This is a genomic window from Aeromicrobium chenweiae, from assembly GCF_003065605.1.
Lineage (GTDB): Bacteria > Actinomycetota > Actinomycetes > Propionibacteriales > Nocardioidaceae > Aeromicrobium > Aeromicrobium chenweiae.
The window spans coordinates 2,388,027-2,407,654 of record NZ_CP026952.1; the positions used below are offsets into that span (position 1 = coordinate 2,388,027).

The window sequence follows — 19,628 nt, forward strand, 5'->3', positions numbered from 1 at the left end:
CCGCTCAGACCTCGACGGCGGCGAGCTGTCCGCAGGCCCCGTCGATGTCGCTGCCGCGGGTGTCGCGGACCGTCGTCGGGATGCCCTTGGCGACGAGCCGGCGGACGAACTCGCGCTCGTCCTCGGGACGCGACGCGGTCCACATCGAGCCGGGCGTGGGGTTGAGCGGGATCAGGTTGACGTGCACCCAGCCCCAGTCGCCGTACGACTGCAGGACGTCGCCGAGCAGGTCGGCGCGCCACGCCTGGTCGTTGATGTCCTTGATCATCGCGTACTCGATCGACACGCGGCGCTTGGTCTTCTGCGCGTACTCCCAGGCCGCCTCGACCGCCTCGTGGACCGACCAGCGGGTGTTGATCGGCACGAGCTCGTTGCGCAGCTCGTCGTCGGGGGCGTGCAGCGAGAGCGCCAGCGTGACGGGGATGCCCTCGTCGGCGAGCTGCTTCATGCGCGGCACGAGGCCGACGGTGCTGACGGTGATGTTGCGCGCGGACATGCCGAGGCCGTCCGGCGCCGGTGCGACCATGCGGCGCACGGCACCGATGACCGCCTTGTAGTTGGCCATCGGCTCGCCCATGCCCATGAAGACGACGTTGGACAGGCGTCCCGGTCCCCCGGCGACCTCGCCGCGGGCCATCTTGCCGGCCGCGTCGACGACCTGGTCGACGATCTCGGCGGTGCTCATGTTGCGCTGGAGGCCGCCCTGGCCGGTCGCGCAGAACGGGCAGGCCATGCCGCAGCCGGCCTGGCTGGACACGCAGATCGTGGCCCGCTCGGAGTACCGCATGAGGACCGACTCGACGAGGGCGCCGTCGAACAGCTTCCAGAGGTTCTTGACCGTCGCGCCCTTGTCGGCCTCCATCGTCCGGATGGGGTTGAGCAGGGTGGGCAGCAGCTCGGCGACGATGCGGTCGCGGCTGGCGGCCGGCAGGTCGGTCATGTTCGCGGGATCGCGCTCGAGCCGACCGTAGTAATGGTTCGCGACCTGCTTGACGCGGAACGCCGGCTCGCCGAGCGCCTCGGCGGCGGCCGTACGCTCCTCGGCGGTCAGGTCGGCGAGGTGACGCGGGGGCTTGGCGCGACCGCGCTTCTGCTCGAAGACGAGCGGAAGCGGGTTGGGGTTGACGGAAGACACGTCCTCCATCCTCTCATCCCACCCCCAATACCCGGGAATCCGCGAGTGGCGCAAGCTGAAGGAAGTGGGACGGCGTGTCGTCCACTTCTGCGCCACTCGCGGACCGGAATGCGCCAGTCGGCGTCAGCTGTGCCCGGGCCGCGGGAGGTCGGCGACGAACTGGAGCTTCTCCAGCACCGGGGTCGGGATGACGAACGGGTAGAGCGGCGGCTTGCCCATGCTGCGGTTGATCTGGTTGAGCGCGATGCTCAACGGGATCCACACGCCGATCACCAGGTCACGGAACGAGGTGAAGTTCTGCGGGCTCGCCACGGTCGCCAGGCCGTACGCGGACGCGGTCTCGATCGTGTCGCAGATGTGCATGTAGTGCGCGAACGTCTCGGCGAAGTCCTCGAACGGGTGCATCGTGGCGTACATGCTGATGTACTGCTTCTCCCACCCGGCCGGAGGGCCCTCGGAGTAGTGCCGCTCGATCGCGTCGGCGTAGCTCTCCTCCTCGTTGCCGAAGAGCTCGCGGGCCGTGCCGATGAGGTCCCCGCGGACGTGCTGCCACTCGATGTAGTGACCGATCTCGTGCCGGAAGTGCCCCAGCATCGTGCGGTACGGCTCGTCGAGGTTGACCCGGACCTTCTCGCGGTGCAGGTCGTCACTCTCGGCGAGGTCAAGGGTGATGACACCGCTGTCGTGGCCCGTCGTGACCTTCTCCTCGACGCTGGACAGCAGGTCGAACGCGAGACCGTTCACCTCGTCCTCGGTGCGCGGCACGATCGGGAAGCCGAGCGTGTCCAGCTCGACGATCAGGCGACGCTTCGCCTCCTCGGCGACCTTGTACTCGCGCAGCCCGACCAGGTCCTCGTCGCTGGGCCGGGTGCGGGTCAGCCCGCAGCTGAAGCAGAAGCCCCCGGGGAACTCGGTCAGCCACGTGCAGCCGGACAGGTTGAGGTTCTTGCAGACGTGCCAGATGCTGCCGTCGGCGTCGACGTACTGCCCCTTGGCGTCGACGGGGACGATCGCGCGCTCGGCGCGGGAGAAGCCCAGGTTGGTCGAGCAGGAGACGCAGACGGAGTTCTCGAAGTACAGGGAGTTGCCGCAGACGCGGCAGGAGAAGGCTTTCACCGGACAAGTGTTTCAGGACGTCACGAAACCGCGACCGCTGGCGCTAGGCACCGTCCTCGACCGGCGCGACGTCGACCTCCACGCGGAGCGTCGACGACCTGGCCTCGGTGAAGATCACGCCCTTCACCGGGGGGACGTCGCCGTAGTCACGGCCCCACGCGACCGTGACGTAGCGGTCGTTCACCAGCTGGTCGTTGGTCGGGTCGACCGCGAGCCAGCCGTCGCCGGGCACCCACACCGCGAGCCAGGCGTGCGTCGCGTCCGCGCCGACGATCCGCTCCTTGCCGGGCGGCGGCGTCGTGGCGAGGTAGCCGCTGACGTACCGCGCGGCCAGCCCGTGGGACCTCAAGCACGCCAGCATCAGGTGGGCGAAGTCCTGGCAGACGCCGGCCCGCTTGGCGAAGATGTCGGCGACGGTCGTGGTCACCGTCGTCGCGGTCTTGTCGTACCGGAAGTCGCGATGGGTGCGCTGCATCATCTCGACCACCGCCTCACCCAGCGGACGCCCCGGCGCGAGCGACTCCGCGGCATAGGCGTGGGCCTCGGCGGTCTGGTCCACGAGCGGCGACGCGAGCGCGAGGTCCTGCGCCCGCCACGCGTCCGCCACGTCCGCGCGCGCAGCGGGACGCGCGAGCTCCCACGGGGTCGCGAGCGCCTCGTCGGAGTGCACCTCGCCGGTCACCACGACGTCGCTCGTGGCCAGGACGTCCAGGACCCGGTGGGGCTCGGTGACCTGGAAGTACGTCGCGGTGTTGCCGTAGTAGTCCAGGTCCTCGGTGCGGTCGGGCGCGTCGGGCGTCAGGACGAGGTCGCGGCGGAGGACCTGCTGCCACGGCAGCTGCCGCGGGACGAGGTACGCGATGCCGAGGCTGTCGCTGACGTCGTCGTCGTACGAGTACGTCGTCCGGTGCGAGATCCGGTAGTGCCGGCTCATTCGGTCACCGTCGCGAAGCCGAACGACCGCGGCGCCGGGCCCGCGGAGAAGTGGAGCTCGCCCACGGCGTCCGCGAACCGGGTCAGCTGACCGATGTAGCCGCTGAGGAACCTCTCCAGGTTGGGCCGGCGCTCGCCCTCGATGGCGGTCAGCGCCGCGATCTCCGCGCGGTCCAGCTCCTCGGCGAGGTCGTCGAGCAGTCGCTCGGGCCGCGTGGACCCCGTCGACTCGGGCATCGCGGCCAGGTGCGTCCGCATCTCGGCGACACCGAACGCCAGCGAGCGGGGGTTCTCCACGTCGAGCAGCAGCAGCTCGAGGACGCCTGCGAGGCGCGCGTACCCGCGGTAGCGGCGGCGGTGCGTGACCGCGCTCTCCGCGGCTGACAGCACGGCGGTGTGGACGTGGCGGTCGACGTCGAGGCCACGACGCGTCGTCGTGGTCGCCGCCAGCAGGTGGCACAGCTGCAGCGCCCGCTCGACCGCACGACCGATGCCGATCATGCGCCAGCCCGGGTCGCGGACCATGTTGGCCGTCACCCCCTGCAGCGACAGGATGCCGGTCAGCGCCTGCCCTGCGCTCTCGGCGACCTGGTGGCTGTAGTGATACGCCACGAGGTTCGCAGCGGCCCGGTCGGTCGACCCGAAGGCCTGCCAGGTGTCGGGCGAGAGCTGGTCGCGGACGCTCTGCGCGGCGTCGCGCAGCGCACTGATCGACTGGGCGACCGATCCCGGTCGGTGCGCGTCGAGCAGCAGCGACCGGAAGTCGTCGTCGAGCCGGTCCGGCCCGAACGGCGAGGCGCTGAGCCGGTCGATCGCGGACATCAGGACCGCCAGGCTCTCGCCGCCCGCGGTGCGGGGACGGGTGCCGAAGTCGTCGGCGGCGGCATGTGCGGTGAGCACGAGGCGCAGCATGTCCTCGGCGCGCTCGGCGTAGCGCCCGAACCAGAACATGTCCTCGAGCACGCGGGGCACCATCGCGGCCGGCGCCCGGACGTTCGTCAGCGGCATGACGTCCATCAAGCCCTGGTCGGGGTCCTCGGGACGCTCCTTGAGCACCCACACGTCCTTGCTCGAGACCGCGTTCGCCGCGTCGTACACGTTCGCGAGGCCTCCGACGAGGGGCCGGTACGTCGAGCCGTAGCGCAGCGTGAACGTCCTCAGGGTGACCGTCTGCGGCTCGATCCCGCGGGCGGCGAGGGTCGGCGACTGCGACAGGGGCAGCAGCTCCTGGCCGACGTAGCGGTGCGGCTCTGCGCGGACGAGCGAGCGGATTCGGTCCTTCGGGAGGTGGCCGAGGTCCGCGGGGTCGTCGATCGACTTCACGGCCAGCCCGTCGAGGTGGTCCAGGACGTACGCCATGGAGCGCTCGTCGCCGGTCCAGTAGGTCTGCACCGACGGGAGGCGCAGCGGCTCCTCGAGCAGCAGCTCGCACATCGCGGACATGAACGGCAGCAGGCCCGGGTTCTCCAGCACACCGGCACCGAGACCGTTGACCACCCGCACCGAGCCGCGACGCACGGCCTCGGTGAGACCGGCGACGCCGAGCTGCGAGCCCTTGCGCAGCTCCAGCGAGTCGCTCCAGTCCGCGTCAACGCGTCGCAGGATCACGTCGACCCGCTCGAGCCGACCGAAGACCCGCATCCACACGGCACCGTCGCGCATCACCAGGTCGCTGCCCTCGACGAGCGGGAAGCCGAGGCTCGACGCGACGAACGACTGGTCGTACGCGGTCTCGGACAGGGTGCCCGGCGACAGCACCACCACGCGTGGGTTCGGTGCATGCCCCGGCGCCGAGTCGATCAGAGTCGAGCGCAGGGCCTGGAAGAACGGCGCCATGCGGTGCAGCCCGGCCTGCCGGTAGAGCTCGGGCAGGACGCGGGAGATGACGCGGCGGTTCTCCATCGCGTACCCGATGCCGGAGGGGGCCTGGGCCCGGTCGGCGATGACCTGCCACTCCCCCGTGGCGTTCCGCCCGAGGTCGGCGGCAGCGATGAGCAGCGGGTGCGGGTCCTGGGCCGACGCGCGGGCGCACACGCGCAGGAAGCCCCGGTGGGCGAAGACCAGGGCCGGCGGCAGCACGCCGCTCGACAGCAGCCGTTGCGGCCCGTAGAGGTCCACGAGGATCGCGTTGAGCAGCTCGCTGCGCTGCGCGAGCCCGACCTCCAGCGGCGACCACTCGGCTGCCTCGACGATGAGCGGCACCGGGTCGAGGCGCCACGGCTCGGGGTCCTGCTCCGGCGGCGTGTACGTCACCCCGTCGTTGGCCAGGAAGCGCTCGATGTCCCCACCGACGCGGCGCAGGTCGGTCTCGGTCAGCTGGACGGCGCTCTCCGCGAGCGGGCGCCAGCTGGGGCGCAGGGTGCCGTCGGGGGCCACCACCTCGTCGTACCGCGGCTGGCCGCCGGTCAGCATCGGCTGGGTGACGGCGGCGGAGTAGTCGCGAAGCGCCGTCACTGCCCTGCCTCGCGGGCCGTTCGGGGCGGTGCGACCCGGCGCAGGTCGAGCGTGTGCGGGTACTCGTCGCTGGCCGCCCGCCGTCCCGCCTCCTGGATCGCGGCCACGTCGAGGGGCCCCGGCGAGTGCCCGAACGGCTCGAACCGGCTGGACCGGCGCGCCTCCGCCTCGCGGGCGTTGATCGGCGGGTTCCCGTGGGCCCGGCCGCCGGGGTGCACCACGTGATAGGTCGCCCCGCCCAGCGAGACCCCCGAGCCGATGTCGACGACGTCGAACCGCAGCGGCGCGTGCACCTCGATCGACGGGTGGAGCGCGGACGGGGGCTGCCAGGCGCGGTAGCGGACCCCGGCGAAGTGCTCGCCGGCGACACCGGTCGGGGTCAGGGGCACGGGAACACCCTGACACGTGACGACGTGCTGCTGCGGCAGGACGCCGCGGACCGTCACCTGCAGGCGTTCGACGGACGAGTCGACGTACCGCGCCATGCCGCCGGACGTCGCCTCCTCGCCCAGGACGTGCCAGGGCTCGATCGCGGAGCGCAGCTCGAGCTCGACATCGCCGGCGCGGGCCACGCCGATGCGCGGGAACCGGAACTCGGTGAACGGGTCGAGCCAGGACTCCTCGAAGTCGATGCCGTGCTCGCGCAGGTCGGCCACGACCGACGCGATGTCGCGGATGGCGCCCTGCGGCAGGAGGAAGTCCTCGTGCAGCGCGGTGCCCCACCGGACGAGCGGTGCGCGGTACGGCTTCTCCCAGAACATCGTGACCAGCGACCTGACGAGCAGCGACTGCACCATCGCCATCTGCGGGTGCGGGGGCATCTCGAACCCGCGCAGCTCCAGGAGGCCGAGCCGGCCGCGGGAGGAGTCGGGACTGTACATCTTGTCGATGCAGAACTCGGCGCGGTGCGTGTTGCCGGTCAGGTCGGTCAGCAGGTGCCGCAGCGCCCGGTCGACGAGCCACGGCCGCGGCTCCTCGGTCTCGGCGGTCAGCCGGTCCAGCTCGCGGAACGCGATCTCCGCCTCGTACAGCGACTCGGGGCGTCCCTCGTCGAAGCGCGGCGCCTGGCTCGTCGGGCCGATGAAGCGGCCCGAGAACAGGTAGGACAGCGCAGGATGCCGCTGCCAATAGGTGATGAGGCTGACGAGGAGGTCGGGGCGACGCAGCATGGGCGACGCCGCCGGCTCCTGGCCGCCGAGCGTGATGTGGTTGCCGCCGCCCGTGCCGGTGTGGACGCCGTCGAGGTCGAACTTCTCGGTCGTGAGCCGCGTCCGGTGCGCGATGGCGTACAGGGTGGTGGTCAGGTCGCGGAGCTCGGACCAGGACGACGTCGGGTGCACGTTGACCTCGATGACGCCGGGGTCGCTGGCCACGACGAGCTGCGTGAGGCGCGGGTCCGGCGGCGGACCGTACCCCTCGATCACGATCCGCTGACCCAGGCGCGTCGCCGCGGTGTCGATCACGTGGAGCAGGTCCGCGTAGTCCTCGAGACGCTCGGTCGGCGGGAGGAAGACGTGCACGAACCCGCGGCGGGCCTCGACCGTCAGCGCCGTCGTCGGCTCCGTCGCGGGGGCGACGACCGGCACGGACGGGATGCGGGGGTCCAGACGCGGGCCGGCCTCGACGTACGACGCGTCGCCGGACGCCCGGGGGTCCTCCCACGTGATCGAGGACAGCGGCAGCCGCAGCCCGATCGCCGACGTGCCCGGCAGCAGGACGATGCGGCCGCGGCGCAGCGACCAGTCCGGGCTCGTCCACTCCTCGCCTGTGACGAGCGGGAGAACCCAGCCGGTCGGCTCCACCACGCCGGCGTCGAGCTCGACCGCGAGATCGGGTGTCGGGGCCAGGGGGTCGAGGCCGGGCCGGTCGCCGTCCGGCCGGCGGAGCTGGTTCACCAGGTCGGTCAGCGGGTCCTCGTACGCTCCGCGGAGCTGCTCGGCGGGCAGGCCCAGCAGGCTGGTGATCTCGCGGCCGAGCTCGGCCGCCCGCGCGGGGGCGTCCTCCTGCGCGGCGGACTCGTCCCAGGGCTCCGCCAGCAGCTTCGGGTCGGACCACAGGGTCTCGCCGTCCGAGCGCCACTGCAGGGCGATCTGCCAGCGCGGGAGCTCCTCACCCGGGTACCACTTGCCCTCGCCACGGTGGACCACGCCACCGCCGGCGTACACCTCGCGCAGCCGCTCGGCGAGCTCGCTGGCCTTGATGCGCTTGGCGGGGCCGTCGGCCTGGGTGTTCCACTGCGGCGACGTCACGTCGTCCAGCCCCACGAAGGTCGGCTCGCCGCCCTGCGTGAGGCGCACGTCGCCGGCCTCGAGGCGCACGTCGATCGCCTCGCCGAGCTGGTCGATGCGCTGCCACTCCGCGGCCGTGTACGGCTTCGTGACGCGGGGGTCCTCGTGGACGCGACGGACGGTGTTGTGGAACGAGAAGTCGACGTTCGCCCGCTCCATCAGCGTGCCGGAGATGGGCGCGGCGGACGACGGGTGCGGGGTGGCCGACAGCGGGATGTGGCCCTCGCCGGCGAACAGCGACGAGGTCGGGTCGAGCCCGATCCAGCCGGCACCGGGCACGAACACCTCGGCCCAGGCGTGCAGGTCGGTGAAGTCCTCGGTGGGGCCGCTGGGACCGTCCAGGGACACGGTGTCGGAGGCGAGCTGGACGAGGTAGCCCGAGACGAAGCGGGCGGCCAGGCCGTACTGCCGAAGGAGCGACACCAGGAGCCACGCGCTGTCGCGGCACGAGCCCACACCGCGCCTCAGCGTCTCGTCAGGGCTCTGCACGCCGGCCTCCATGCGCACCGAGTAGCCGACCGAGCGGTAGACCGCGGCGTTGAGCTGCACCAGGAACGGCACCATCGCCATCCCGCCCTCCGGGAGGTCCGGCAGGAGCTCACGGAACTCGGTGACCAAGGGTCCCGGGGCGTCGGTGTCGCCCTCGCCGACGGGACGCAGGTAGGGCGCCAGGTCCGCCGCGAGCGACGGCTCGTACGAGAACGGGTACGTCTCGGCGTACTCCTCGATGAAGAAGTCGAACGGGTTGACGACCACCATGTCGGCGACCAGGCCGACCGTGATGTCCAGCGTCGAGACCTTCTCGGGGAAGACGAGGCGCGCCAGCCAGTTGCCGAACGGGTCCTGCTGCCAGTTCACGAAGTGGTTCGCGGGGCTGACCGTCAGCGAGTACGCCTCGATCGGGGTGCGGCTGTGCGGGGCGGGCCGCAGGCGGACGACGTGCGGACCCAGCTCGACCGGTCGCTCGAACTCGTACGTGGTGCGGTGCTCCAGGGCGACCTTGATCGACATGTCTCAAGGGTGCCCGGGCGGGCGCGCGACGACACCACCGGGCTCACCTTCCCCGTCGGCCCCGAGCCGCTCCCCCCGCCGTCCCAGCCATCGCCGACGAGTCACGCACGGACGTCCACGAGTCACGCACGGACAGCGACGAGTCACGCACGGACGTCCAGGAGTCACGTACGGCATCCGTACGCGACTCCTCAGCGTCCGTACGCGACTCGTCAGCGTCCGTACGCGACTCGTGGGCGTTGGGGGGTCAGGAGACGTCGACGAGGGTGTACAGGATGAGCCAGGCGATGGGAGCCACGGCGATCAGGGAGTCGAGGCGGTCCATGATGCCGCCGTGACCGGGGAGCAGGTCGCCCATGTCCTTGATGCCGAGGTCGCGCTTGATCAGCGACTCCGACAGGTCACCGAGCGTCGCGAACACCACACCGGCGACGCCGAGGATGATCCCGACCCACCAGTCGCCGTCGAGGGCGTACGTCACGGTGGCGATGCCCGAGCCGATGCCGAACAGCAGCGAGCCCGCGAAACCCTCCCAGGACTTCTTCGGGCTGATCGTCGGGGCCATGGGGTGCTTGCCGAACAGCACACCGGCGATGTAGCCACCGATGTCGGACGCGATCGTGGCGACGATGAACGCCACGATGCGCCACGGCCCGTCGTCCTCCTGCAGCATGAGCAGGACGAAGGTGCCCATGAGGAACAGGTACGACAGGCTGAAGATGCCCGCGCCGACGTCACGCACGAACCCGTCCGCGCCCTCGCTCAGGCGCCAGACCATCGTGCCGATGACGGTCAGCGCCATCGCGATCGCGGCGGTCTCCATGCCGCCCCAGTAGCTGCCCAGCAGCATCGCGACGCCACCGGTCGCGACGGGGACGAACGGCAGCCGGATGCCGGCCGTGGAGAACGCGCGTGTCAGCTCGAACAGGCCGATCAGCAGGGCCACCGCCACGACGGCGATGAACACCTCCTTGACCAGGGCCAACGAGAGCACGACCAGCGCCAGCAGGCCGACGCCGACCGCGATCGAGGCCGGAAGGTTGCGCCCTGCGCGGCTGGTCCTGACGGCCTCCGCAGGTGTCTCCTCGGCGGGAGACTCAGACCTCAAGGAGCTCTGCTTCTTTGTGCTTGAGCAGCTCGTCGATCGCCTCGACGTGCTTCTTCGTCAGCGCGTCCAGGCGCTTCTCGGCGCCGGTGTTGTCGTCCTTGCTGATCTCGGAGTCCTTCTCCGCCTTGTCGAGCGCCTGCTTGGCGTTGCGACGCGCGCCGCGGACGGCGACACGTCCCTCCTCGGCCTTGGACTTGGCGAGCTTGACGTACTCCTTGCGGCGGTCCTCGGTCAGCTCGGGCAGGGTCACGCGCAGGACCTTGCCGTCGTCGCTGGGGTTCACGCCGAGGTCGGACTCACGGATGGCCTTCTCGATCGCGGGCTTGGCGCCGGCGTCGTACGGCTGGATGATGACCGTCCGCGGCTCGGGGACCTGGAACCCGGCGAGCTGGTTCAGGGGCGTCTGCTGCCCGTAGTACTCGGCGGTGATCTGCGCGAACATCGCAGGATGCGCACGACCGGTGCGGATCGCGGCGAACTCGTCACGGGCGTGCTCGACGGCCTTGCCCATCTTGCTGTCGGCGTCACGCAGGGTCTGGTCAATCACGGTGTTCTCCTTGAGTCCGTGCGCGCCTAGGCAGCGTGCACGAGTGTTCCGATCTTCTCACCGCGCAGGACGCGCGCGACGTTGCCCTCGCCTTCCATGCCGAACACGATCATCGGCAGGCGATTCTCCATGCAGAGCGCGAACGCTGCGGCGTCGACGACCTTGAGCCCCATGCGGAGCGCCTCGTCGAACGTCACGCTGTCGTACTTGACGGCGGTGGGGTCCGTCCGCGGGTCGGCGGAGTAGACCCCGTCGACACCGCTCTTGGACATCAGCACGGCGTCGGCCTTGATCTCCAGCGCGCGTTGCGCCGAGACCGTGTCGGTCGAGAAGTACGGCATGCCCGCGCCGGCGCCGAAGATGACGACCCGGCCCTTCTCGAGGTGCCGCATCGCGCGCCGCGGGATGTACGGCTCGGCGACCTGGCCCATCGTGATCGCGGACTGGACGCGTGTCTCGATGCCCTGCTTCTCGATGAAGTCCTGCAGCGCGAGGCTGTTCATCACCGTGCCGAGCATGCCGATGTAGTCCGCGCGCGAACGCTCCATGCCGCGCTGGCTCAGCTCGGCGCCGCGGAAGAAGTTGCCGCCGCCGACCACGATGGCCACCTCGACACCTTCGTTGACCGCCTCGGCGATCTGCTTGGCGATGCCGTTGACGACGTCGGGGTCGATGCCGATCTTGCCGCCGCCGAACACCTCGCCGGACAGCTTCAGCAGGACCCTCTTCAGCCCATGACCGGAGGCCGGACCGTCGACATGCTCAGCAGTGGTCACGAATCCGGCCTCTCGATCAGCGGGTTGAACGGGGTGTTGCTGGGTGGGTCAGGCGCCGATCTCGATGTGGGCGAAACGCTTGAGCGTCACGCCGGCCTCATCGAGGAGTGCCTTCACGGTCTTCTTATTGTCCTGAACCGAGGCCTGCTCGAGCAACACCTGGTCCTTGAAGAAGCCGTTGAGACGGCCCTCGGTGATCTTGGCGATCGCCTGCTCGGGCTTGCCCTCCTCGCGTGCGGTCGCCTCGGCGATCTCACGCTCCTTGGCGACGATGTCCGCGGGGACGTCCTCGCGCGTGAGGTAGCGCGGGCGCATCGCGGCGATCTGCATCGCGACGCCGCGGGCGACGTCGTGGCTGTCGCCCTCGAACTCCACGAGCACGCCGACGGCCGGCGGCAGGTCGCTGGCACGACGGTGCATGTACGTCGCGACGGTGCCGTCGAAGCTGGCCACGCGGCCGAGCTCGATCTTCTCGCCGATGACGACCGCGAGGTCGGCGACGGCCTCGGCGACGGTCTTGCCGTTCTCGAGCTTCGCGCTCGCGAACTCCTCGGCGTTGGCCGGCTTCACCTGGTCGGCCAGGACCGCGAGGTCCTCGGCCAGCTGGATGAACTGGTCGTTCTTGGCGACGAAGTCGGTCTCGGAGTTGAGCTCGACGATCGCGCTGCCGTAGTTGGCGACGAGGCCGGAGGTGGCCTCCCGCTCGGCACCGCGCTTGGCAGCCTTCGCGGCGCCCGAGATGCGGAGCACCTCGATCGCCTTGTCGAAGTCGCCGTCGGCCTCGGTGAGCGCCTTCTTGGCGTCCATCATGCCCGCGCCGGTGGCGTCGCGGAGCCTCTTGACCTCAGTGGCAGAGATAGCCATGTGTGATTCCTTTGCGAATGTCTGTGCAGTCAGGGGAACGAGCGCCTACGTCACTCGGACGCGGGCGTGGCGTCCTTCTCGGCGACGGCGGGATCGACGGTGACGTCGACCTTGTCCGCGCCGGGAGCGGCGGCCTCGGCAGCAGCCGGGGTCTCGTCGGCAGGAGCCTCGGTCGGGGCCGCGGCCTCGGCAGCGGGGGCCTCGGCAGCAGCAGGAGCCTCGGCAGCCTTCGCGGCGGCGTCGGCGTCCTTCTTCTCCAGCAGCTCGCGCTCCCAGTCGGCCAGGGGCTCCTCGGCACCGAGCTCGGCGCCGGGCTCTTCCTGACCGGTCTTGGCACCACCGCGGGCCAGGAGGCCCTCGGCGACGGCGTCGGCGATGACGCGGGTCAGCAGGCCGACCGAGCGGATCGCGTCGTCGTTGCCCGGGATCGGGAAGTCGACGTCATCGGGATCGCAGTTGGTGTCCAGGATCGCGATGATCGGGATGTTCAGCTTCTTGGCCTCGTCGACCGCGAGGTGCTCCTTCTTCGTGTCGACGATCCACACGGCGGACGGCGTGCGGCCCATGTCGCGGATGCCGCCGAGGGTGCGCGAGAGCTTCGCGTACTCGCGGCTCATGCCGAGGAGCTCCTTCTTCGTGCGGTTCGATCCCGCGACGTCGTCGAAGTCGATCTCCTCGAGCTCCTTCATGCGCTGGAGCCGCTGGTGCATCGTCTGGAAGTTGGTGAGCATGCCGCCGAGCCAACGCTGGTTGACGTAGGGCATGCCGACGCGCTTGGCCTGCTCCTCGATCGGCTCCTGCGCCTGGCGCTTGGTGCCGACGAACAGGATCGTTCCGCCACGGGCGACGGTGTTCTTGACGAACTCGTATCCCGCGTCGATGTAGGCCAGCGACTGCTGGAGGTCGATGATGTAGATGCCGTTGCGCTCGGTGAAGATGAAACGCTTCATCTTGGGGTTCCAACGACGGGTCTGGTGCCCGAAGTGAACGCCGCTCTCGAGCAGCTGGCGCATGGTGACGACGGCCATGGTCGTATCTCCTTGTGGCACACGTGTGCCGGTCCTGGTTGACTCACCGCCGGCGGCGGTGACCTGGCGCCTGTCGTGCTGGGGCCCACTCCCGACCGGGAGACCAGGACCCCATCCGCATTCAGCTCTCGCGTCAAACGGAGGACAGGCGCGCGAATTTCACTTCGACGAAGTGAGTGTCCCCAGTCTAGGGCACCGAAGCCCCCGTCACGAAATCCACAGCCCCGGGGCCCGCAGCGGCCGTCCCCAGCCCGGCCGCGAGGGGCTGTGCCGCGCGATTCGCGGGACTTGGCTGGTCCCCATGACCCGTCCCCTGGCCGCCCTGCCGATCGTCCTGCTGCTCCTGCCCGTGGCGGCCGATCCCGGCACTCCCGAGACCTGGTCGTGGCCCCTCGACGACCATGCCGTGGGCGAGCGGTTCGACCCCCCGGCGGACGAGTACGGCGCGGGTCACCGCGGCATCGACCTCGACGGAGCGGTCGGCGATCGGGTCCGAGCCGTCGCGCCGGGACGCGTCGCGTTCGTGGGAGAGGTGGGTGGCGTCCCGGTGATCTCGATCGACCACGGCACCGAGCGGTCCACCTACCAGCCGGTGCGGGCTCGGGTGCGCAACGGGGACGCAGTGCGTGCCGGCGAGGTCATCGGCACGCTGCTGGGCACTCACAGCCACTGCGCCGGGCCGTGCCTGCACCTCGGACGACGGGTCGGCCACGACTACCTCGACCCGCTGGACCTCCTCGGCGGCGCCAGGTTCCGGCTGATCAGCGCCGACGGTCCTCCTCCGTCACCACCGGCCGGCATCGGCGGGGACCTCCAGCGACCGGTCGGTGGACCGGTGACCTCGCCGTTCGGCATGCGCGTCCATCCCCTCACCGGGGTGCGCAAGCTGCACGACGGCACCGACTTCGGGGTGCCCTGCGGGACGCCCGTCCACGCCGCGGCCGCCGGCACCGTGGTCGACCGCGGGTACGCCGGGGCCTACGGCCAGCGGGTCGTCGTCCGGCACTCCCCCGGTGTCGAGACCTCCTACAACCACCTGAGCGGGATCTCGGTCGCCGCCGGGGAGCGGGTCCGTCCCGGCCAGGTGATCGGTCGCTCCGGGACCACCGGACTGTCGACTGGGTGCCACCTGCACCTCATGCTCGTGAAGGACGGGACCCCGGTCGACCCGATGCCTCACCTGTGACGGACGGTGTGGACCGCCCCGGCAGGATGGTCGCCATGCATGAGCTGTTCACACTCCCCAAGGCCGAGCTCCACCTGCACATCGAGGGCACCCTCGAGCCGGAGCTGGTGTTCGCCCTCGCCCGTCGCAACAAGCTGAACGTTCCGTTCCCGGACGTGGAGTCGCTGCGTGAGGCGTACCGGTTCGACGACCTCGTCTCCTTCCTCACCCTCTACTACTCGTGCATGGACGTGCTGCGCACGGAGGAGGACTTCGCCGACCTGGTCACCGCCTACGCGGACCGGGCCGCGGCCCAGGGCGTCCGGCACGTCGAGATGTTCTTCGACCCGCAGGCACACACGTCGCGAGGCATCCCGCTCGACGTCGTCATGGCCGGCCTCACGACGGGCGTCGAGCGCGCGCAGGCCGCGCACGGCATGTCCACCGGTCTCATCGCCTGCTTCCTGCGCGACCGGCCGGTCGTCGAGGCGCACGAGACCCTCGAGGGCCTCGCGCCGTACGCGGACACGCTCCTGGGCGTCGGGCTGGACTCCGCCGAGGTCGGCTACCCGCCGTCGTTGTTCACCGACGTCTTCCGCGATGCTCGCGACCTCGGCCTGCGGGTCGTGGCGCACGCGGGCGAGGAGGGTCCGCCGTCGTACGTGTGGGAGGCGCTCGACGTGCTCGGGGTCGAGCGCGTCGACCACGGTGTGCGCGTGCTCGAGGACGACGCGCTCGTCCGCCGGATGGCGCTCGACCGCATGCCCCTCACCGTGTGCCCGCTGTCGAACGTGCGGCTGCGGGTCGTCCCCGACGTCGCCTCTCACTCCCTGCCGGCGCTGCTGTCGGCCGGACTGGTCGCCACCGTCAACTCGGACGACCCGGCCTACTTCGGCGGGTACGTGGGCGACAACTTCGTGGCCCTGGCACGTGACCTGGGGATCGACCGCGACGGGTCCGCACTACTGGCCCGCAACTCCTTCCTGGCCTCGTTCCTCGAGGAGGACCGGCGCAAGGAGCTGCTGATCGAGGTCGACCAGTGGGAGAGCGACGTCCGCACGGTCACGCCCGCGGATGGGCGAGCTTGAACGCACTGCGGAGGCGCTCGTTGCTGACGTGCGTGTAGATCTGGGTCGTGCCGAGCGAGGCGTGGCCGAGGATCTCCTGCACGCTGCGCAGGTCCGCGCCGCCCTCCAGCAGGTGCGTGGCCGCGGTGTGGCGCAGGCCGTGCGGTCCCAGGTCCGGGGCGCCCTCAACGGCAGCGAGCCGTTCGTGCACCACCCGACGGACCGCCCGGGGGTCGATGCGGCCACCACGGGTCCCGAGGAACACCGCCGGACCGCTGGCCTCCGTGGCCAGCTCGGGGCGCCCGCGCTCGAGCCACAGCTCGACCGCGTCGGACGCCGGCAGACCGTACGGGACAGCGCGCTCCTTGCGCCCCTTGCCGAGGACACGGACGACCCGGCGGCTGCGGTCGAGGTCGTCGACGTCGAGCCCCACCAGCTCCCCCACTCGAATGCCCGTCGCGTAGAGCAGCTCGAGGATCGCTAGGTCGCGCAGGCCACGCGTGCCGTCGTCGACCAGGGCGTCGGTCGTCGCGTCGAGCAGGGCCCGCACCTCGGTCTCGCTCAGTGCGACCGGGAGCTCGCGGTGCGACTTGGGGTTGACCAGCAGCGCGCCGGCGTCGGCGTCCGCGCGACCCGTGCGGGCGAGCCACGCCGTGAACACCCGGGCCGACGTGGACCGGCGGGCCAGCGTCGTGCGAGCCTTGCCCATCGTCTGCAGGTGGGCCAGCCAGCTGCGCAGGGTCCGGATCGTCAGGCCGGCCGGGTCGTCGACGCCCAGACGTCCGGCGTGCGACGCCAGGCTCTGCAGGTCGGTCAGGTAGGCGCGCACCGAGTGGGCCGAGAGGTCGCGCTCGGCCCGGAGGTGCTGCTCGTACGCGCCGAGGACGTTCGACCAGGCCTCGGTCAGGTCGTCGGGGGTCTCGTCGTTCATCGCTGCCAGTGTGCGACGTGATCGCCGTCCGCTCACGTCGGCGCGCCGGACGGGCTGCTCACGGCGACCTGACCTGCGCGTCGGGGCGCGGTCGCAGCACCCATCCGTCGGCATGCCGGACGACGAGAGCGCGGCGCTCGAGCAGCTCCAGAGCCGACCGGACCTCCCGCAGGCTGAGCCGCACCCCGGCCGCGACCTCGGCGAGGGAACGGGTGCTGTGCCAATCCAGCCCGTCCAGTGTCGTGCGCGCGGCAGGCGGCAGCAGGTCGAGCTGGGTGGACGGGGCCGCCAAGGCCGACTCCTCGGCGCCGAGGCCCCCGAGCTCCTCCAGCACGTCCGCGCCGCTCGTGACGAGCACGGCCTTGCCCTCGCGCACCGCGGCGTGCACTCCCCCGGACGCCTTGGACGTCACGGGCCCGGGCAGGGCCATCGTCGCCCGGCCGAGCTGGTCGGCCCAGTTCAGCGTGTTGAGCGACCCGCTGCGCACCGCCGCCTCGACGACCACCGTTCCCTGGCCGAGCGCGGCGATGATCCGGTTGCGCGACAGGAAGCGCCCTTTCAGCGGCGCCTCGCCGGGGGCCTGCTCGCTGACCACGAGGCCGTCCTCGGCGATCCGCGACAGCAGGGAGGCGTGCGACCGGGGATAGTCGACGTCCGCCCCGCAGGCCAGCACCGCCACGGTCGGCCGACCCATGGCCAACGCACCGCGATGCGCGCAGCCGTCGATCCCGTACGCAGCACCGCTCACCACGGTCCACCGGGCGTCGGCCAGGTCCGCACCGAGGTCTGAGGCCACCTCCGCGCCGTACGTCGTGCAGTCCCGCGCACCGACGACCGCCACGGCCTCCTCGCCGATCGAACGCAGGCTGGCGGTTCCGCGGACCCACAGGCCGATCGGCGCCCCGGCCGTGCCGTGCAGCGCGTTCACGTGATCCAGGTCGTCCAGTGATGACGGCCAGTCGGCGTCCCCGGGGCACAGCCAGCGCAGCCCCGCCGCCTCCGCCCGGCTCAGCGCACGGTCGACCCGGTCGTCGACGTCGCCGGCCCGCTCGACCCAGGCCTCGGGGAGACGCTCCCCCGCCAGCCGACCTTCGCGACGAACCGCCCGGAGCACCCGGTCCGGGTCGTGCACCTGCAGCAGGTCGCGCAGGCGAGCGTCCCCCGGCTCCACGACGAGGCTCAGCGCCAGCCGCGCCTCCCGGCTCACGAGGCGCGCACCAGGTCTCGCAGGGACCCGCCCAGCGCGGTGCCGCGGCGCAACGACAGCGCCGCCTCCACGTCGTCCCCGCGCGGGACGTCGTGGCCGTTGAGGTCGGCCACGCTCCAGGCCAGACGCAGGATGCGGTCGGCGGACCGGGCGTTCAGCTTGTTGGTGCGCAGCTGCTGGTCCACCAGGACCCGGCCCTGCTCGCCGACCGGCCAGCTCTTGCGCAGCTCGACGCCCGGCACCTCGCTGTTGAGCCGCCACGGGGTGTCACGCAGCCGGCGTTCCTGTCGTCCACGCGCCTCCTGCACGATCGCCGCGAGCTCACGGGTCGAGCGCGCGTCGCCCATCGCGGTGACGAGCTCGGGCCGGGACAGCGACGTCAGGGACCGGTGGATGTCGATGCGGTCACGGATCGGACCGGACAGCCGGTCCGCGTAGCGACGGCGCATCAGGGGTGTGCACCGGCACTGGTCCGCGACCGCCGAGCTGAGTCCGCAAGGGCACGGGTTCGCCGCCAGGACGAGCTGGAAGCGCGCCGGATAGGCCGCGGTCATCGCCGCCCGCGACACCACGACATGACCGCTCTCCAGCGGCTGGCGCAGCGCCTCCAGCACGTTGGACGCGAACTCGGGTGCCTCGTCGAGGAACAGCACCCCGTGATGGGCCAGGCTCAGCGCCCCGGGCCGGATCGTGCGGCTGCCCCCGCCGACGATCGAGACCGCGCTGGCCGTGTGGTGCGGGTCGAGGAACGGCGGCCGGGTGAGCAGGGGCGCATCGCTCGGCAGCACCCCGGCGACCGAGTGGACGGCGCTGACCGCCAACGACTGCTCGTGCGTGAGGTCGGGCAGCAGGCCCGGCAGCCGTTGGGCGAGCATCGTCTTGCCGATCCCGGGCGGGCCGGTCATCAGCAGGTGATGGCCGCCCGCGGCCGCGACGAGCAGTGCCATGCGGGAGTCCTCCTGCCCCGAGATGTCGGCCAGGTCCAGGTGCGCGAGGCGGTCGGCCGAGGTCCACGAGATGGACGGGGTGTCGTCGAGCGGTGGCACCGGCGGGTCGTCGGGCTCCTCCTCCCCGGTCAGCAGCGCGACGGCCTGGCGCAGCGACCGCACGCCGACGACTCCGATGCCGCGGACCAGCTCGGCCTCAGGCACGTTGACCTCGGGCACGAACACCCGTTCGTAGCCCGCCTCCGCGGCGGCGAGCGTCGCGGGCAGCACGCCCCGGATGGCTCGCAGCCGCCCGTCGAGGGCGAGCTCGCCGAGGAACACCGAGCCGGCCAGTCGCTCAGCCGGCACCAACGACTTCGCGGCGAACACCGCCAGGGCGATGGCCAGGTCGTAGTGCGAACCGGTCTTCGGCAGCGTCGACGGTGCCAGGTTGATCGTCACCCGCTGATCGGGCCAGGTCGTGCCCGAGTTGGAGACCGCGGACCGGCACCGGTCGCGTGCCTCGTTGACCATGGTGTCGGCCAGACCCACCAGGACGGTCGCGGGCAGCCCGCCGCCGATGTCGACCTCGACCTCGATCGGTCTCCCCGACAGACCGTCGAGCGTGACCGAGTGCGTCGCCGCCGCCATCAGGCCACCCCGGTGATGCGCTCGACGACGGGGCCGCCCCGGGCCGGGACCACGACCGAGATGACGTCGATCCGGATGCTCGGCGGCGAGATGTCGTGCACCTCGAGCCAGTGCATCGCCAGTCGTCGCAGCCGTGCGGCCTTCTGGCCCGTGATCGCCTCGAACGGGCCGCCGTGCCCGTACGACGTCCGCGTCTTCACCTCGCAGATCACCAGGGTGGAGCCGTCGCGGGCGACGATGTCGATCTCGCCGAACTTGCAGGTCCACTTCGTGGCCAGCACCGCCATGCCGATGGATCTCAGGTGGTCGGCCGCGACCCGCTCGCCGTAGTCGCCGACTCCCTTGTTGCGCTCGTAGGTCATGTCGTCGAGCCTCGTGGCCCGGGCGGCCCCGATCCAGCGGACCGCGGCGGCCTGTGGAC

The 19,628-nt window shown here is 71.3% G+C and carries 16 protein-coding genes; 2 read left to right on the top strand and 14 right to left on the bottom strand.

Annotation, left to right across the window (positions count from 1 at the left end):
• Positions 1-4: 4 nt before the first annotated feature.
• From rlmN to rpsB, 10 genes are all read right to left on the bottom strand, one after another.
• Positions 5-1,135: a dual-specificity RNA methyltransferase RlmN gene (gene rlmN, locus C3E78_RS11560; RefSeq protein ID WP_235833605.1), complete on the bottom strand. Its 1,131-nt coding sequence runs from the start codon at positions 1,133-1,135 to the stop codon at positions 5-7.
• 123 nt (positions 1,136-1,258) lie between these two features.
• Positions 1,259-2,251 (bottom strand): zinc-binding metallopeptidase family protein, encoded by a 993-nt coding sequence (locus C3E78_RS11565; RefSeq protein WP_108578519.1) that lies wholly within the window; start codon positions 2,249-2,251, stop codon positions 1,259-1,261.
• A gap of 43 nt (positions 2,252-2,294) precedes the next feature.
• Positions 2,295-3,185: a transglutaminase family protein gene (locus tag C3E78_RS11570; protein ID WP_108578521.1), complete on the bottom strand. Its 891-nt coding sequence runs from the start codon at positions 3,183-3,185 to the stop codon at positions 2,295-2,297.
• Complete coding sequence (locus C3E78_RS11575; RefSeq protein ID WP_108578523.1) at positions 3,182-5,638, bottom strand: circularly permuted type 2 ATP-grasp protein; 2,457 nt, start codon at positions 5,636-5,638, stop codon at positions 3,182-3,184. Before C3E78_RS11575 ends, C3E78_RS11570 begins: the two co-directional genes overlap by 4 nt.
• Positions 5,635-8,937, bottom strand: coding sequence for a transglutaminase family protein (locus tag C3E78_RS11580; RefSeq protein ID WP_108578525.1), 3,303 nt, complete (start codon positions 8,935-8,937; stop codon positions 5,635-5,637). The genes C3E78_RS11575 and C3E78_RS11580 overlap by 4 nt, the downstream gene beginning before the upstream one ends.
• 247 nt (positions 8,938-9,184) lie before the next feature.
• Positions 9,185-10,045: a phosphatidate cytidylyltransferase gene (locus C3E78_RS11585; protein WP_108578527.1), complete on the bottom strand. Its 861-nt coding sequence runs from the start codon at positions 10,043-10,045 to the stop codon at positions 9,185-9,187.
• Positions 10,035-10,556: a ribosome recycling factor gene (gene frr / locus C3E78_RS11590; protein ID WP_424922772.1), complete on the bottom strand. Its 522-nt coding sequence runs from the start codon at positions 10,554-10,556 to the stop codon at positions 10,035-10,037. Before frr ends, C3E78_RS11585 begins: the two co-directional genes overlap by 11 nt.
• A 62-nt stretch (positions 10,557-10,618) precedes the next feature.
• Positions 10,619-11,368, bottom strand: a complete 750-nt coding sequence (pyrH, locus tag C3E78_RS11595; protein ID WP_108578531.1) for a UMP kinase — start codon at positions 11,366-11,368, stop codon at positions 10,619-10,621.
• A 48-nt stretch (positions 11,369-11,416) separates the two neighbouring features.
• Positions 11,417-12,232 carry a translation elongation factor Ts gene (gene tsf, locus C3E78_RS11600; protein WP_108578533.1) on the bottom strand — a complete coding sequence of 272 codons (816 nt, stop codon included), beginning with the start codon at positions 12,230-12,232 and terminating at the stop codon, positions 11,417-11,419.
• A gap of 50 nt (positions 12,233-12,282) precedes the next feature.
• Positions 12,283-13,260: a 30S ribosomal protein S2 gene (gene rpsB, locus C3E78_RS11605; protein WP_108578535.1), complete on the bottom strand. Its 978-nt coding sequence runs from the start codon at positions 13,258-13,260 to the stop codon at positions 12,283-12,285.
• A 301-nt stretch (positions 13,261-13,561) separates the two neighbouring features.
• On the opposite strand from rpsB, the gene C3E78_RS11610 reads away from it, so the two are divergent.
• Positions 13,562-14,446 carry a M23 family metallopeptidase gene (locus tag C3E78_RS11610; protein WP_159085882.1) on the top strand — a complete coding sequence of 295 codons (885 nt, stop codon included), beginning with the start codon at positions 13,562-13,564 and terminating at the stop codon, positions 14,444-14,446.
• Positions 14,447-14,481: 35 nt separating this feature from the next.
• Positions 14,482-15,513, top strand: coding sequence for an adenosine deaminase (locus C3E78_RS11615; RefSeq protein WP_199906807.1), 1,032 nt, complete (start codon positions 14,482-14,484; stop codon positions 15,511-15,513).
• On the opposite strand, the gene C3E78_RS11620 is transcribed toward C3E78_RS11615, so the two are convergent.
• From C3E78_RS11620 to C3E78_RS11635, 4 genes are read right to left on the bottom strand one after another with little or no spacing between them, the layout of a single operon-like run.
• Positions 15,488-16,423, bottom strand: coding sequence for a tyrosine recombinase XerC (locus C3E78_RS11620; RefSeq protein ID WP_108578539.1), 936 nt, complete (start codon positions 16,421-16,423; stop codon positions 15,488-15,490). The genes C3E78_RS11615 and C3E78_RS11620 overlap by 26 nt on opposite strands.
• Before the next feature lie 58 nt (positions 16,424-16,481).
• The gene (dprA, locus tag C3E78_RS11625; RefSeq protein WP_108578541.1) at positions 16,482-17,630 is read right to left on the bottom strand and encodes a DNA-processing protein DprA; all 1,149 of its coding nucleotides are present in this window, start codon (positions 17,628-17,630) and stop codon (positions 16,482-16,484) included.
• Entirely contained in the window at positions 17,627-19,207 is a 1,581-nt protein-coding gene (locus tag C3E78_RS11630) for a YifB family Mg chelatase-like AAA ATPase (protein ID WP_199906808.1), read from the bottom strand. The genes dprA and C3E78_RS11630 overlap by 4 nt, the downstream gene beginning before the upstream one ends.
• The gene (locus C3E78_RS11635; RefSeq protein WP_108578543.1) at positions 19,207-19,569 is read right to left on the bottom strand and encodes a YraN family protein; all 363 of its coding nucleotides are present in this window, start codon (positions 19,567-19,569) and stop codon (positions 19,207-19,209) included. Before C3E78_RS11635 ends, C3E78_RS11630 begins: the two co-directional genes overlap by 1 nt.
• Positions 19,570-19,628 lie beyond the last annotated feature (59 nt).